The 15,896-nt window shown below is 56.1% G+C and carries 14 protein-coding genes; 5 read left to right on the top strand and 9 right to left on the bottom strand.

Going from position 1 to position 15,896, the window contains the following annotated elements:
• Positions 1–223 precede the first annotated feature (223 nt).
• Positions 224–1,753, bottom strand: a complete 1,530-nt coding sequence (locus tag ACIX8_RS07480) for a lipopolysaccharide biosynthesis protein (protein ID WP_014264730.1) — start codon at positions 1,751–1,753, stop codon at positions 224–226.
• Positions 1,754–1,773: 20 nt separating this feature from the next.
• Positions 1,774–2,829, bottom strand: coding sequence for an N-acetylneuraminate synthase (gene neuB, locus ACIX8_RS07475; RefSeq protein WP_044176338.1), 1,056 nt, complete (start codon positions 2,827–2,829; stop codon positions 1,774–1,776).
• Between the two features lie 145 nt (positions 2,830–2,974).
• On the opposite strand from neuB, the gene ACIX8_RS07470 reads away from it, so the two are divergent.
• Complete coding sequence (locus ACIX8_RS07470; protein WP_014264728.1) at positions 2,975–3,706, top strand: acylneuraminate cytidylyltransferase family protein; 732 nt, start codon at positions 2,975–2,977, stop codon at positions 3,704–3,706.
• On the opposite strand, the gene ACIX8_RS07465 is transcribed toward ACIX8_RS07470, so the two are convergent.
• Positions 3,703–4,314 (bottom strand): YdcF family protein, encoded by a 612-nt coding sequence (locus tag ACIX8_RS07465; protein WP_014264727.1) that lies wholly within the window; start codon positions 4,312–4,314, stop codon positions 3,703–3,705. The two genes, ACIX8_RS07470 and ACIX8_RS07465, sit on opposite strands and share 4 nt — an antisense overlap.
• A gap of 176 nt (positions 4,315–4,490) precedes the next feature.
• Between ACIX8_RS07465 and ACIX8_RS07460 the strand changes: the two genes are divergently transcribed.
• The 4 genes from ACIX8_RS07460 (at position 4,491) to ACIX8_RS07445 (ending at position 8,722) form a co-directional block, all read left to right on the top strand.
• Positions 4,491–5,555 (top strand): nucleotidyltransferase family protein, encoded by a 1,065-nt coding sequence (locus ACIX8_RS07460; protein ID WP_014264726.1) that lies wholly within the window; start codon positions 4,491–4,493, stop codon positions 5,553–5,555.
• 26 nt (positions 5,556–5,581) lie between these two features.
• Positions 5,582–6,577 (top strand): GDP-mannose 4,6-dehydratase, encoded by a 996-nt coding sequence (locus tag ACIX8_RS07455; protein ID WP_014264725.1) that lies wholly within the window; start codon positions 5,582–5,584, stop codon positions 6,575–6,577.
• 32 nt (positions 6,578–6,609) lie between these two features.
• On the top strand, positions 6,610–7,566 hold the full coding sequence (locus tag ACIX8_RS07450) for a hypothetical protein (protein ID WP_014264724.1): 957 nt from the start codon (positions 6,610–6,612) through the stop codon (positions 7,564–7,566).
• A 109-nt stretch (positions 7,567–7,675) separates the two neighbouring features.
• Positions 7,676–8,722 carry a polysaccharide biosynthesis/export family protein gene (locus tag ACIX8_RS07445; protein WP_014264723.1) on the top strand — a complete coding sequence of 349 codons (1,047 nt, stop codon included), beginning with the start codon at positions 7,676–7,678 and terminating at the stop codon, positions 8,720–8,722.
• Between the two features lie 5 nt (positions 8,723–8,727).
• Here the strand turns inward: ACIX8_RS07445 and ACIX8_RS07440 are convergent, their stop codons facing one another.
• The 6 genes from ACIX8_RS07440 to ACIX8_RS07415 are packed head-to-tail and all read right to left on the bottom strand — an operon-like array spanning position 8,728 to position 15,851.
• Positions 8,728–9,948 (bottom strand): DegT/DnrJ/EryC1/StrS family aminotransferase, encoded by a 1,221-nt coding sequence (locus ACIX8_RS07440; protein WP_014264722.1) that lies wholly within the window; start codon positions 9,946–9,948, stop codon positions 8,728–8,730.
• Positions 9,949–9,953: 5 nt separating this feature from the next.
• On the bottom strand, positions 9,954–10,613 hold the full coding sequence (locus ACIX8_RS07435) for an acetyltransferase (protein WP_014264721.1): 660 nt from the start codon (positions 10,611–10,613) through the stop codon (positions 9,954–9,956).
• On the bottom strand, positions 10,610–11,230 hold the full coding sequence (locus tag ACIX8_RS07430; RefSeq protein WP_014264720.1) for a sugar transferase: 621 nt from the start codon (positions 11,228–11,230) through the stop codon (positions 10,610–10,612). Before ACIX8_RS07430 ends, ACIX8_RS07435 begins: the two co-directional genes overlap by 4 nt.
• A complete protein-coding gene (locus ACIX8_RS07425) occupies positions 11,212–12,432 on the bottom strand; it encodes a glycosyltransferase family 4 protein (protein WP_014264719.1) in 1,221 nt (406 codons plus the stop codon). Before ACIX8_RS07425 ends, ACIX8_RS07430 begins: the two co-directional genes overlap by 19 nt.
• A complete protein-coding gene (gene asnB / locus ACIX8_RS07420; RefSeq protein ID WP_014264718.1) occupies positions 12,429–14,426 on the bottom strand; it encodes an asparagine synthase (glutamine-hydrolyzing) in 1,998 nt (665 codons plus the stop codon). Before asnB ends, ACIX8_RS07425 begins: the two co-directional genes overlap by 4 nt.
• Positions 14,427–14,432: 6 nt before the next feature.
• A complete protein-coding gene (locus ACIX8_RS07415; protein WP_014264717.1) occupies positions 14,433–15,851 on the bottom strand; it encodes a hypothetical protein in 1,419 nt (472 codons plus the stop codon).
• Positions 15,852–15,896: the final 45 nt, after the last annotated feature.

The raw sequence follows: 15,896 nt of genomic DNA, 5'->3' as shown, positions 1-15,896 counted from the left end.
CACGCTCAACGTTTACACGCAGCCCGTGAACTCGCAGAAGCGGGCTGCGCAGAGGAAGATTGTTCAGATGATTGTGCCCAACGTGGGCACATTGAGGGATCAAGCACGAACAGGGACCCAAGCGTAATTCGCTTACTGTGCCAACATTTAGAAGGCTCCAATGAATTCATCTGCAATCTGTCTGTATATAGAGATGTATCGGTGACCATCGTCGTGTGCTGATTTAAGACATTGTTGTGGAACCATTTTTTCGTGCACCTCGCATGGCTGTAAGCGCGTTCTGGAGATCGCTCCTGCCGAGGAGCATGAGCAGGCCGAGAGCCGGGACCAGAGCAGCAATCAGCAAAGCCCCCTGCCCTTTTGGCGCCCACGCCATCTGCGTCAGCCAGAGTGCTCCGCCGGAGATAGCAAGCCCAGCCATCATCTCCGGCAGACGATAGGGCAGCGAGAAGAGGCGTTGGGCCAATAGAAACGCGCCTGCGGCCTCGACTGCATAGGCAATGGTCGTTGCCCAGGCTGCTCCGTAAATTCCCCATCGCGGAATCATGGCGAAGTTCAGGACCACGTTCACAGAGAATGCCAACAGGCTGACGATAAAAACAGAGGATGTGCGCTTTGCCTGCAGGATCGAAAGATCGAAGAGAGAAAACAAAGCATGGAACAGATAGCCCATGACGACCAGCGGCACGATACGGGCTGCGGCTTGATAGCGATGGTCAAGAAAGACGTTTATGAACAGGGGCGAGAGCAGTATTCCTGCACAGGCAACGGCAGCGAGGAAGACCGCCAGTCCGGAGCAGATGCGGCCCAGCATCTGGCGGTTCTTTTCCCGGTCTGCCGCCAGGTCGAAGAACATAGGAAGCCACGCCTGCGAGAGCGACTGCGTCACAAGGTACATGACCATTCCAAAGGTGTAGGCAAGAGAATAGACGCCCACGTCGCTCAGGCTTCGGTAATGCTCAAGGATGAAGCGGTCGGCGACGACGAGGCCGCTCGCCATCACAAGATGAGGAATGAGGGGCAGGCTGAAGGACAGGGATTCCCGAACAAATTTCCATTGGAAACGTGCCGTTAGAAACGGCCACATACTCCATGCCGCAATGATGAATGTAATCACGCCTGCGGCCAGCTTCCCCTGCATCATTCCGATAGCGCCGCCACGGCGGATCACCACTCCATACATGCAGCAGCCTGCGGTGAGCAGAGCGAGGAGGAGCGCTAGAAGCGCGTACGCGCGCGGACGCCGTGCAGCCTGATATTCAGCCAGACGATATTGCACTCCCTGGATCGCTGTTGCCGTGGCAATGGCCATGGCGACGTACGGATAGAACGGCACGGAGGAATGCGGCGCCCAGCGGGCCTGAAGAGTTCTCCCCAGGATGAGCACCAGCCCCAGGAAGACGATCATCCAGGCGAACCCGAAGCGGAGGATGCTGCCTAAATAGCTGCGCAGCTCCTCAGCATCGTTGTTGTGTTGGAAATACAGACGCTGGAGCGCGCTATCCAGCGATAAGCCCGCGAAGATCACCAGAAACGAAGCGATGATTTCGGCGAGATAAATGATGCCGTAGTCGGAAGGGTGCAGAAAATGCGCGTAGACGATGACCAGAAGGAAGTTGAGCGCACGGATGCCGATGTTCGCGCTGCCGTAAATGGAGAAAGACCTGGCCAAACGCAACAAGGTGCCATCAGTGGGCTGGGCTTCTATTTCTGCGTCAACTGGCGTTATGTCTTGGGGCGAAAGATCGGGCATTCATGAACCCTGGCGCTGCGTCACACTAGCATATCGAGGCTTAAAAGCGTACCTGCGTCAATGTCACGCTGCGCATGCCTTCCAAGCAATTGGGAGCGCATGGCGGGTGCAAGTCCCGTTCCCGGCCGCAGAACATCCAGCATATCCAGCGTCAGCACGGCTCCTGCGGGAACGAACCTGGCAGCCACCAAGGACCTGCGAGCCACATCGGCAGTGTTGAGCTCCTCTGCTACCGGACGCTTGATGCCGTCTCCGAGAGCCGCTTCGATATTGCGGATACCTTTTACCAGATGCGCCAGCTCGTGTGGCTCCAGGGAGGCCCGATGATCGGGGCCGGGCAGATCCTTATTCAGGGTGAAATGCTTCTCGATGACACAGGCTCCGAGTGCGACGGCGGCAAATGCGATTTCGGTGCCTACGGAATGGTCTGACAGACCGGCAGTTACGCCAAACTCCTTCTCCAGAGTGTGCATGGCGCGCAGGTTCATGCTGTGTGGATCTGCGGGATAATTACTCACGCATTGCAGCAGAACCATCTGCCGATTGCCCGTTGCGCGGATGGTTTCGACAGCGAAAGCTACCTCTTCGAGCGTGGCCATCCCTGTTGAAACGATCAGGGGGCGGCCTTTGCGGGCGATGTGTTCCAGAAAAAAGACGTTGGTGATTTCGCCGGATGGAATCTTGAACGCGGGCATAGACAACTCTGCAAGAAAGTCCGCACTTTCATCGTCAAAAGGCGTCGACAGAAAGAGGATGCCTCTGTCAATGCAATGCTGATGAAGCTCGCGGAAGGCGGCGAAGGGTAGCTCCAGCTTCCTCACCATGTCCAGTTGCGACTCTTCCGCCCCCGTCGTTTGCTGCTGATAGGAGGCCTTCACGGCTATGGGCGAACAAACTTTTTCTGCCTGGAAGGTCTGAAATTTGACGGCGTCACAACCTGCATCTACGGCTGCATCGATCAGTTTGCGGGCCAGCTCCAGGCTTCCGTTGTGATTGACTCCGGCCTCACCGATGATGAAACACGGTTCGCCGCTCCCCACTCTACGTTCTCCGATGGAGACGACTTTATTCTCCATGCTGTTTTCCCCACCGAGAGTCACGATGCTCCTCCTTCGAGTCTGGGTCGCTTCATGTCTACCCTACTTGAGTTTGATGGTATCCCCAACACACTCGAAAAACAGGTAGATTCCTTTTCCTGGAGATAGATGGCAGGATAGCAATATGAACATTCATCCGGTACTGGCCGTGATCCCCGCTCGCGGCGGCTCGAAGGGCGTGCCTGGAAAGAATATTCGCCCCCTTGCGGGACTGCCCTTGATCGCTCATTCGATCCGGCTGGCACAACGATGCCCGGAGATTGCGAAGTGCATCGTCTCCACCGACAGCGAAGAGATTCTTTCGGTGGCTCGCGAACATGGCGCGGAAGTCCCATTTTTGCGGCCTGCGGAGCTTGCCGCAGATGACACGCCCATGTGGCCGGTCCTGCAGCACGCCTTGGCACAGATGGAATCGATAGAACGCTGCCGTTACGGCAGTGTTCTTCTGCTTTCTCCTGCCAGCCCTGCACGTCTCCCGGAAGATGTTGCAAAGGCTGTCCAGTTGCTTGAGCAGGACGAGCACGCCGTGGGAGTGGTCGCCGCGTCAAAGCCATCCTTTCATCCGCGATGGGCGTGCATCGACATTGCCGAAGACGGCTATATGCGCCAGAGTTTTCCCGATGGCAAGGTTTATGTAAGGCGCCAGGATATCCCAACGATTTACCGCATCAATGGCGCGCTCTATCTGTGGCGGCGAGACTATCTCGCGGCTTCGGAAGCTCCGCGCTACTTTGAGATGCCGCATGCGATGCTGGAGATTCCTGAGAGCCGGGTCATCGATATCGACAGCCCACACGACTTTCGCCTCGCGGAACTGATGCTCAAGGATGGAATGATTCAGCTTCCCTGGCTTTAAATCTGCTTCCGCCACGACTCGAAGCATCGCCACCACACCAGCTTCTCCCATTCATAGAGGGCGGTCTTTGCCCACTCGCGATTGCTCCACCAGGGCTGGCCGAAGATGGTGGAATCGTTCACGGCCGCAACCGACCAGTGATATTGTGGCAGGCGGGACCGCACGATGGAAAGCGCACGCCGGGTATGGAAGTCGCTGGTAACGAGGAGTGCTGACTGTGGAGCAGGGTGCAGCCCGGCAAGACAGTTGCGGATATTCGCGGCTTCCTGAACGGTTGAATCATTGGTGATCGTGCATATGCTGATTTGCGATTGATTGCTGCCTGCCGACTGCCTTACAAAGGCAGCTGCGCGTTCCGCAGAAGTCTGGCCATACGTCAGGTCCGACGATGCATCCATCACCATCTTCTGGCCATAGCCTGCGCGCAGCAACGCAAGCGCGCCCCAGTAACGGTGGTCATCATGGTCTCCGGCCAGCACGACGATGACATCGGAGCGCTCCGGCTGATTCACGACCAGGTAGCTGCCTGAGCGGACAACGCGGAATGCTCCGACCAGGAGAAGGATGATGATGGCAATGGAAGCTCTTATGACTCTATTTCTCTTCACGGATGCAGTTTACTGAACAGGAAGTGCAAGCGGGGTGTTCAGTGCCCGATGCTATACTTCGACCAAAGGAATGGCAGTCGAGCCTGTATTGGTGCTGGCGTTGTGTAGTTCAGATGTAGCACGAAATGTGTGATCCGGCAGACCCTGCCGATTGATCCGTAAGCGGAGACACCTCGATGCCAGCCAATCCATCCCATGAGTTGCCGCTCATCACCAGGTCGCAGGCAGTTCGCGAACTGATGAGCCTCATGGACCATTGTGCTTTAGGGATTACGCTGGTCGTTGACGAAGACAGGCGGCTTGAGGCGACGATTACCGACGGGGATGTACGGCGCGCAATCCTTTTAGGAATTGAACTGGATCAGCCGGTTAGCAAGCTTCTTTCAACCCGCAAGGGCAATAGCCGCCCAATAACGGCCACCCTTGGCACGTCGCCTGAAGAGTTATGCCGATTGATGGCCGAGGCTCGTATCCGGCAGATTCCGCTGTTGGATGCGGAAGAGCGTGTGGTAGATATCGCGCTCGATTCAGACTATCTGGCGGCGGTTGCCCTGCCTCTGGACGGCTTCATCATGGCGGGCGGATTCGGTAAGCGGCTGATGCCGCTCACTGAAAACTGTCCCAAGCCGATGCTGCCGGTGAACGGCAAACCGATCCTCGAGCACTTGGTAGAGAAGCTTCGCGCCACTGGAATTCAACACGTCAGCATCTCCACCCACTATCTGGCGGAGAGCATTGTCGAGCACTTTCAGGATGGGAAGGACTTTGGCGTCCACATCGAATATGTTGACGAAGAACGGCCCATGGGCACAGCCGGGGCTCTGGCAAGGGCCTCGGTGGGAGACCTGCCTTTACTCGTCATCAATGGAGATATATTGACCTCCATCGACTTTCGGGCGATGCTGGAGTTCCATCGTGAGCATCAAGCCGACATGACAGTCGCGGTTCAGCAGCACGAGACAAGAATTCCCTATGGCGTCATCCACATGGAGGGAATCGATGCTGTCAGCATCGAGGAGAAACCGCTGGTGCGCCATTTTATAAATGCGGGCATCTACCTGATTCAACCGAGCGTGTGCCGAATGGTTCCTGCGGACCGTGCCTTTGACATGCCCGAGCTGATTACCAGCCTGATCGATGCGCAAAAGCGCGTGATCTGCTTCCCCATCCGGGAACAATGGATGGATGTCGGACAGATAGAACAATATGAGCGCGCGTCCACAGATGCGCAGTGGGCGTAGTCTAAGACCGGAGATGAGCTACTACATTGAGCGATTCATCTATATGGAATAACCGTCGCGTTCTTGTTACCGGTGCAGGCGGTTTTATCGGGAGCCATCTCGCCGAACAAATGGTTCAGTTGGGCGCCAGGACACGCTGTCTGCTCCGCTATACCTCGCAAGGCTCTTTGGGCTGGTTGGCGACCTCGCCGTTGCGTTCCGATATGGAGATTCTTCATGGCGACATCCGCGATAAGGAGAGTGTGCTTCGGGCCGTCAAAGACGCGGATGTTGTCTTTCATCTCGCAGCATTGGTCGGCATTCCATATTCGTATGAGTCTCCACGATCGTATGTGCAGACCAATATTGAAGGCACCTTGAATGTTCTGGAGGCTGCCCGGCAATCTGGAACGGAGCGGCTGATCTGCACCTCGACCAGCGAAGTCTATGGCTCGGCGCTGTATGTTCCGATCGATGAAAACCATGCTCTACAGGGGCAATCTCCCTACTCCGCAACCAAGATCGGCGCCGATAAAATTGCGGAGTCGTACCATCTCTCTTTCGGCTTGCCGGTCTCCATTGCGCGTCCCTTTAATGCCTATGGTCCGCGCCAGTCATCGCGCGCTGTGATTCCGACGATCATTACACAGGCCCTTGCGCAGACATCCGTGAAGTTAGGGAACCTGCACACCACGCGCGATTTCAACTTTGTCTCGGATACGGTAGCCGGATTCCTGGCCATTGCCGAGTCCTCGGCAACCATCGGGAAGACGTTGAATATCGGTAGTGGCATAGATATCTCCATTCACGAGCTGGCGGAGTTGATCTTTGAGCTGACCGGGACAAGATGCCCCGTGGATGTCGAAGAGGTACGATTGCGTCCGGAAGCGAGTGAGGTAGATCGTCTTTGCGCTAGCAGTCTTCAACTGAACACGCTTACGGGGTGGAAGCCGAGGGTCTCATTGCGAGAAGGACTGGAACGGACCATCGAATGGATCGGCCAGAATCTTGGAGCCTACTCCATCGGAAGCTACACGGTTTGACGATGGCTTACCGTTCGGCAAGGTGACGTGAAATGATCCGATCGCTGGCCAAGCGCCTGCCCCATCCGCTTCTGTCCCGGTTGTACCATCATGTGAATCTCCGCGAAGAATCGGCTCGTGTCTCAAAGGCTGCGGCCATTGCCGGCTTGCCTCTTTTGGAAACACTCAACCTGCAAAGTCTGCGTACCAGCGATACGCTCTTTGTACTGGGCAGCGCATGGTCCATTAACGATATCTCCGACGCAAGGTGGAAGATCATTGGCAAGCATGACAGCATTGGCCTTAACTTCTGGCCTGCCCATCCTTTCGTTCCGCGATTTTTTCACTTTGAGAATGTAGCGTATGACGACCACCCGGTCATGTATGACGCTTTTCAGTCGCTTTTGACACGTCGCTCAGCGGCCTACGCAAACACTGTAAAGATCGTCACCAACGTAGAGCCGCTTGAGCGGCGGCAGATGTTCTTTGAACTTCCGGAAGATCTGAAAAGGAACCTGTACGCAGGCTTCTCGATGCCCGTTGTTGCACGCAATGAGAACGAGCTGCGCGCAGGCATTCGGTATATGCGTTCGATTGGAGCCTTTTCGCCACGAGCAAAGACGGCATGGTTCTTCAAATACGGTGGTTCGGTCATCGGCACCATGACGCTTGCGGTACTCATGGGCTACAAACGCATTGTTCTATGCGGAGTCGATTTGAATCGGCAGGAGTATTTTTATCAGCATCGTGAGCTCTACCCGGAGTACGCTGACTGGGAATTTGTATCCCAGAAAGAGATGCACCTGACAACCCGCCGTCTTCCCTGGCTTGTTCCAGCCCAGACGGCCGTATGCCTGTTTAAGGAGTTAGTCCTTGACCCGGAAAAAATTGAGCTGTTCGTAGAAAACAGCGTCTCCACGCTGTATCCCCGCGTGGCGCTTGCTCCGCAGTCACTGTTCGAAGAGCTGGATCGGCGTGTTCCCTCACGTCCTTTGCAGCCGGGGCAATGAAATACACTTCATTCATGGGGCCGTTTAAACTCACAAAAGTGACGTGGTGCTGTCTCTTTAGAGAACTGTGTATATTAGTGCAGCCGGGGGTTGAGTGTTGAGCTCTGTCTTGAAGACGACTCTTTATTCGAAGACTGTACCCTCCAGGTCCCCGCGGCACGGTTGGTTGCGTAGCGTTCTCATTGCCTTCCCACTCATGGTGGGCGTACAGGCAATGCAGGCGCAGACGCATCCCGCCAACGGCGCACCTGTCACGCCTGCCTCGACCTATCCTGAGGCCTCGGGAAGCCCTGCTGCAGCACCTCCCGCGATGACAGCGGTTCCTTCTGTCGATCAATCGCACTACATTCTCTCGCCGGGGGATGTGCTGGAGATCTCCGTCTTCAACGCTCCCGATCTGTCACAAAGGGTAGTCGTGAATAGCGCCGGCAATATCTATATGCCCCTCATCAACGATGTCCACGTCGCCGGCCTGCACGTGGAGAACGCGCAGGGAGTGGTTGAACAGGCTTACCTCAAGGATGGCGTACTGAAATTCCCGCATGTGAGCATCGTGGTCACAAGTTATTCAAGTGGCGTTCTTTTGATGGGTGAAGTGAGTAAGACGGGAATCTATCCGATTGTTGGAGCGGGAAGGCTCTTTGACATCTTTGCGGAAGCAGGCGGAACAACGCCGAGTGCCGGACAAGTCATAACGATTACCCACAAAGGCAGTACTATCGAACCACAGACCTTATTTCTGACGAGTGATCCTGTGAAGTCGTTGGAGGCGAATGTCGCAGTCCAACAGGGAGACACCATCATCGTCTCCAAAGCGGGTGTGCTCTATGTGGTGGGCGAGGTACTGGCACCCAGCGGTTTTCTTATGGATGAAAAGGGCCAATACACCGTAATGAAGGTGGTTGCCATGGCCCACGGGCTTGGCAAGTTCGCCAAGCCTTCCAAGGCCAGGATCGTTCGGAGAACGCCCGAGGGAGAAAAAGAAATCCTGGTTCCGCTGGATAAAATTCTTGTCTCGAAGTTGCCGGATGTCGCGATGCAAGCGAACGATATCCTATTTATCCCGCCGAGCAAAGGAAAGCAAGCAGCTTCCAGGTCTATCGACGTAGCTGTTGCGCTGGCTTCGGGCGTTGCCTATTACGGTCTCTCACGTTAGAGGAATTATCTGGCGGCTGATGCCAGAACCTTTTCTACAGCGTCGGCGGCATCCTCCATATCACTCTTATTGAGCGTCGGATGCACGAGAAACATCAGCGAGGTTTCACCCAGCTCCTGAGCAACAGGAAGCCTTGTCGGCGGACGAAGCTCCGCGGGAAAAGCCTTCTCCAGATAGATCTCGCTGCAGCTTCCGGAAAAACACGGCACGCCTTCTGCGTTGATGGCATCGGCAATGCGTTGCCGGTCCCAGCCCTCCCGCAGACGCTCAGTCCGAAGGAAAACATAGTACTTGTAGAAAGAATGCATCGACTCAGCAGTAGGCTTGGTGATTCGCAGGGCCGGCATCGCGGAGAACCGCTCGGTCAGCACGTCCGCTAATTCCCTTCTCGCCTGTACCCACTGCGGCAGCTTTCCGAGTTGCAGACGGCCTATGGCGCTTTGCATCTCCGTAAGCCGCCAGTTCGTGCCAAAGCTTTCATGCAGCCATCGGTATCCCGGTGGATGATGCCGATGATAAACGGCATCATAACTTTTTCCATGATCTTTATAGGCCCACGCGCGCGACCAGAGAGCCGTATCGTTCGTGGTCAACATGCCGCCTTCGCCGCCAGTGGTTAGGATCTTGTCCTGGCAGAAGGAGAAGGCATTCACGTCGCCCATGGAACCTACGGGGCGTCCTTTGTACGTTGCTCCGTGCGCCTGTGCACAATCTTCGATGACCTTTAGCCCGTGTTCGCGGGCAAGGTCGAGGATCGGGTCCATGTCACAGGGCCATCCGGCAAGATGGACGGCGATAATAGCGCGTGTACGCGGAGTCAGCACAGCGCGAATCGTTTCGGCTGTAATGTTTTGGGAATCGCGATCGACATCTGCCATCACGGGAGTTGCTCCGCGCATGACAGTACAACTGGCCGATGCAATGAAGGTGCGGCTGGTGCTGATGACCTCATCTCCGGGGCCGATACCGAGCGCTTGCAATGCCAGTTCCAGCGCGACGGTTCCATTGGCCAGCGCGATGGCATGCTTGCAGCCTGTAAATGCGGCGAACTCCGCCTCAAACTGCCTGCCTTGGTCACCGGTCCAGTAATTGACCTTTCCCGATTCGAGGACGCGCGTAACCGCTGCGATCTCTTCCTGTGAAAAGGACGGCCATGGAGCAAAGGGATGTTTGCGCAGAGGCTGTGCGCCTTCGATCGCGAGTTGAGCTTGAGTAGAGAGGTTCATCCGATTCAGCTCCGAGGTTCCAGTTCTTTCAAAACACGTGCCGGCGTTCCGACGGCAACGGTCCAATCTCCAATGTCATGGATGACCGTTGCCCCGGCTCCGATGATGGACCCTGTGCCGACTTTGCGATTGGGAATGACGATAGACCCCATACCGAGCCATGAAAGATCTCCCACCTGCACGTTCCCGCCAATGGCAGCCCTGGGCGACAGGTGCGCGAAATCTCCGACAGTACAATCATGTTCCACGATCGCGCCGGTATTGATGATTGCACCTTGCCGGATCACTGCGTCGGCATTGATGACAGCATGAGGCATAATCACGATTCCCGGAGAGAGGATTGCTGAAGCCGCGATGGTTGCTGACGGATGCACTGCGGTCAATAGACAGGCACCCTCCGCGATACAGCGTCCCGCGACTGCGCGGCGTGCAAAATTATCACCAATGCCCAGTGCTACGACGATCGTTTGCCTTGCAGCTTCTTCTTTGAGCCACTTTGCGCCGCCCAAAATCTTCAGGCCATATTCGTCGCAACGCTTCTGCGGATTGTCATCGAGAAAGCCTGCGATCCGGATGCCATTGGCCCGCAGAATATCGACGATCACCTTACCGTGCCCGCCTGTGCCATAGACGACTACGAGACCTTCGTTCTCTCTTGCTCTCATCTTCGCTCAGCTCCAAACTTCTGTACCGTTGCCTGGCCTTGCTGGTTGATTCCCTCTTGTTTGAAGATCTTTACGACGGTGGATAAAAGAATACGGAGATCGAGCCAGAGGCTCCAATGCTCGACGTACCAGACGTCCCACTGAAATTTTTCTTCCCAGGTGAGCGCGTTGCGTCCTTTGACCTGCGTGAGACCTGTGATGCCCGGCTTCATTCGATGTCTCTTTGCCTGTTCCGGAGAGTAGAGCGGGAGATATTCCATCAGTAAAGGACGCGGTCCCACGAGGCTCATCTCCCCTTTCAATACATTCCATAATTGAGGAAGCTCATCGAGGCTGAAGCGACGCAGGGTTGCTCCTAATCCAGTGAGGCGTGCTGCATCCGTAGACGGATCGACTACCGTGGATGGGGCCTCAGCCATCGTTCGAAACTTGAATAAGATAAATGGCTGTCCATGCAGCCCTGCCCGTGGCTGGCGAAAGAGCACCGGCCTTCCCATTGTCAGCCGGATAACAAGAGCTACGCCGAGAATTACTGGCGAAAAAGCCACCAGAGCAGTCAACGAGCCTGCGAGGTCGAGAATGCGTTTGCAGGCTGCCCTTATTGCGTTTGCGCGCATCGCACTGCCTCCACGGAGGAGCCGGTGGGAAGAGGATAACCGCGCTCCTGGAGCATGGCTCGATAGAACAAGGTTAATTCTTGCCATATCCTCTCATTCCGAAACTCGCGCAAGATGCGTTCCCTGCCTGACGATCCCATCGACTGCATCCTGCTGGGGTCCGATAAGAGCGACAACAAGGTTTCCGCCAGCTTGTCAGCATCTCCAACAGGAGTCAGCACTCCGGTGATTCCGTCCTCAATCGCATCTACCGCCCCGGTGGCATCGGTGGTGACAACGGGAAGCCCTGCGGCCTGCGCTTCGAGAACCGTGTTAGGAAAGCCTTCGCGATGGGTGGGCAACACAAAAATATCCATGACAAGGTAATGCAGATCGATCTGGGAGGTGAACCCGACATGGCGAATTCCAGCCTCTGATGCGATAGCGTTCCTGGTCTCCTCGGGAACAGGATCTCCCTGCTCATAGTCTCCCACTAACAATAGAACGGCCTCCGGCATTTTTTCTTGCACCGTTTGAAAGGCCGTAACTAATTCGGGGAGCCCTTTGTCCCTTGTAAGTCTTCCTGCAAAACCGATGACAGGCTGACCGGGGCGAATGCCTAGCTCTTCGCGCAAAGCCGTTGCCAGCACTGCTTTTTCGGGAGTCCGCTCGAACCGGCCGGAGTCCACACCATTGCTGCTTCCGGCTCCAAGCAGGACCGTCTTGGACCGCGCCACAAGCCCCAGGGCTATGGCACGCTCGCGAAGACTGGAGCTCACGCAGATCACACGATGCGCGGTGAAGCATGCTGTTTTTTCCGTCAGCATCAGGAGGCTGCGCTTGATGCCGGTTGCCGTCTCCAGGCGCAGCCCGCGCAGGGTGTAGACATGGCAAGGGACACGAGTGAGCCATGCCGCCAGACCCACCAGAAGTCCTGCTTTAGGGGTACCAGCGTTGCAGATGACGGGCCTGATGCGGCGGAGAAGCCGCCATAGATCGAACAAAGACCGCAGGTCGGCTCCCGGCGCAATCTCTCTTGTCATGGCAACGCGATGCACGGGATATCCTCCCCCTGACTCCTGGTCTTGTGACTGCCGTCCAAAGCCGGTTAAAAGAGCAGGCTCGAAACCATTGGTCTGTAAATAAGCCAACTGCCCGCGCATCAGAATCGTACTGATAGGGTCTGTCACGGCATGCAGTACGCTGATGGGGCGATCGCTCATGCCCTTTCCACCGTTGCGTTGGCAATGTCTTCGCTATCGGAAGATAGACCGGCAGGGGTGCGGCGGCTTTCTTCGAGCCATCCCTGGAACATCAGCACATCCCACAGATGGTATTCCCAATTTTGCTTTCCCGAGAGATGTTCTCGCCACATCTTCAGGATCGGCGCCGGGTTGAAGAATCCTTCCTGCCGCAGGCGCCTCTCGTCCAGAAGCGATTCGGCCCAGTCGCGCAGAGGGCCGCGCAGCCAGGCTGCCAGCGGGATTCCAAAGCCCGACTTGGGGCGGTCGACCATCTCACGCGGCACGTAGCGGTAAAGCACCTGGCGAAGAATCCATTTCCCTTGCCGCTGGCGAATCTTCATGGACAGCGGCAATCTCCAGGCAAACTCCGCTACCCGATGATCCAGGAATGGAACCCGTCCCTCAAGGCTGACGGCCATGGTTGCCCGGTCGAGTTTAACCAGGATGTCGTCCGGCAGATAACCGATGGCGTCCAGATACATGAGGTTCTCAGCCGAATGACGAAGGCTAGATGGATTGTCTTCGGAGAACGGGATGAAGGAAGCTCCCGGCAGAACCTTCGCAGCATCCAGCCAGTGAGAGGACAGTTTTTCGTAGAGTGAGTGAACACTACGGCTTTCCAACAGGGAGGCCAGCTTGTGCAGCTTGTGTCCCGGTATGCGCTGCCGCCATCGTGCCGGAGTTACCGGCCAGCTCATTTGAGAGAGAAGATCCCAGCCGCCCGGAGGGATAGTCTTGATACCGGCTGCTCCGAATCTGCGCAGAAAAAGCGGCACGCGATGAAGGCGGTCGAGCGTGTCTCCCCATATATGGCGGGTGTACCCACCAAAGAGTTCGTCGCCGCCATCGCCGGAGAGACTCACAGTTACGTGTTCCTTCGCGAGTTGCGAAACCAGCAGGGTTGGAATTTGCGAGGAGTCCGCGAACGGCTCGTCGTAGAACCTCGGAAGCAGCGGAATCACCGATATCGCCTTCTCAGCGGTTATATAGAGCTCGGTATGTTCCGTTCCCAGATGAGCGGCGATCTTCGCGGCATCCTGGGCTTCGTCGAACTCCTTGTCATGGCTCCCTATCGTGAATGTCTTCACCCGGGTCCGGCTCTGGGCCTGCATCAACGACACGATGATGGAGGAGTCGATTCCTCCCGAAAGAAACGCCCCAAGCGGAACATCCGAATGCATGCGAATACGAACAGCATCGCGCAGGATGGAGTCCAGTTGTTCCACCGCTTCGTGCTCGCTGCCGTCGAAGGGATGGGATACGGCTTCGTCAATGACGCTACGCAATGACCAATAGGGCTGCGGTGTTGATGCGAAATCATCGGCCGAGACTTTCAACAGCGTCGCGGCGGGCAGCTTGCTGGTGTGCTTATAGATGGAATAAGGCGCCGGGACACAGCTATAGCGCAGAAAGAGTGCTGCTGCATCCACATCCACTTCACCTGCAAATCGAGGATGAGCACGCAGAGCCTTCAGCTCCGAACCAAAGATAAAATGGCTTCCCATCCTGGCATAGTAGAGCGGCTTTTCTCCAAAACGATCGCGTCCGAGAGTCAGGCTTCTTTCCTGGCGATCCCACAAGGCAAAGGCGAACATCCCGTTCAATCTGGGCACCGACGATTCGATACCCCATTGCTCGAAGGCCGCGAGCATCACCTCGGTATCGGAACTTCCCCGGAAGGAATACGCAGGGGAAAGCTCGTTGCGCAGGTCCTGATAGTTATAGATCTCGCCGTTGAAGACGAGCATGTAGCGGCCGCTGGCTGATTCCATGGGTTGATGCCCGGCAGGGGAAAGATCGAGGATCGCCAGCCGTCTCATGCTGAGTGCAATACCAGCACCCTCATCAGCCCATACGCCTGCATCGTTGGGCCCACGGTGGCGCAGGGTATCGGCCATGCGCATGGCGATGCGCCGCAGCTCAGGGGCCGGGGTTGCATGGTTGAGATCGAGAAAGCCGCTGATTCCGCACATGAGAGTTCAATCCCCCACTGGAATGCGGTCTCCTGCCGGAGACATCTGCCTCGCGCTCCTGGCTAGCCGCCGCAGAGGGACTTGAACCAGAGGCACTTGTTTCGCGCATAGAATCATCAGCACAACCGGCATCATCATGATGCGCTGACGCAGCAGGGTTCCCAGATTGCTGATGGCACCTCCGAATGTGATCAGGAAAATAAGCGAGTACATGACAACGAAGCTGACATAGGGGTTTCGCCATTGTCGCAGAGTCGACCGGATCTCGCGACGCCGGCGCCAGCAAAGAAATAACAAGCCGGCTGATTCAAGAGCGGACACAAAGGCCATGGAACTGTGTATCTCCCACGGGAACGGCCGGAATATCAGGAAAGGAGACTCGATGATGCGGACCGGCAGAGACACTCCTTCGTTAAAGGAGGAGCCGCCCGTTTGGCTGAACTTGGTGAGAGTATTCGCCTGCTCAACGACACTCGATGCATTATCGCTTTGTGAGTCAACCAGGTTCTTCGCCTGGTTTACGAGAAAATATGAGCCGGCCAGCAATATCGGGATGAGAATAATTTTTGCCGCTCGATTGGCTCCCCCGGCCCTGGGTCTGCCCACGACGTAAGAAGCGGTCATGGCAAGGGCAAGCATCGCGGCCACATGAGCCCGTATCAGCAAAGCACCCGCAAGCCCAGCCGCGCAAAGAAGAACGCTTCGGGGACCAGGGCGCTCCATTAATCGGGCAAACCCAAAACAGGTTAACGCGATAAAAAATTGGATGGGCGCATCTTTCCCTATAAAGCTGGACCAGAATAAGATCGACGGCAGTAACAGAACGAGAAGACCGAAAAGCCATCGGTCTCCCTCAGGAAACGCGCTCACGAATGCGCGATAGAACAGATATCCCCCAGCCAGGGAAAGGAACGCGGAGGCAATAAAAAGGGTTGGCATCGCATCGCCGATGAGCAACGCCGCGAGGCCGCACAGGTTAAAGATTAAATTAGTGCTCCAATAAGGCGGCTGAAATATGCTCCAACCTACAATTTGGAATTGACTCGCAATCCCCATTCCGACAGTCCAATAGTGGAATGTATCCGCAATCCCGCCATAGACAACAATACCCACCCATAGAAACACGCTGGAGGCGACCATGTGCGCCATCAGACTGGCCATCGACAGCCGCCTGAGATAGGGATCGTTCTGTGTAAAGTGCGCGATTGCTACCGCACAAACAATGGCCAGCAACGGAACGCAGATAAGAGATGCGGTGTAGGAATAATCCTGCGGGTCGGAAAAAAAGAGAGCCGTCAGCCAGAAAGGAGAGGTGGCAATCGAGGCGAATGCCACCAGCTTGATCACGAACAAATATTGAACGATGCTCCGCGGGGGGGCTGCCTTCATGGATTCATGAATGACCCTTGTAGCGGGGATGCCCATTTGGCCCTCAATCAAGTCTGATGACCAACCTCAAACTGCGGCCAG

This window comes from Granulicella mallensis MP5ACTX8, from assembly GCF_000178955.2.
GTDB classification, from domain to species: domain Bacteria; phylum Acidobacteriota; class Terriglobia; order Terriglobales; family Acidobacteriaceae; genus Granulicella; species Granulicella mallensis.
Note: the sequence above shows the minus strand (reverse complement) of the source record. Positions and strands in the feature narration are given on the sequence as shown.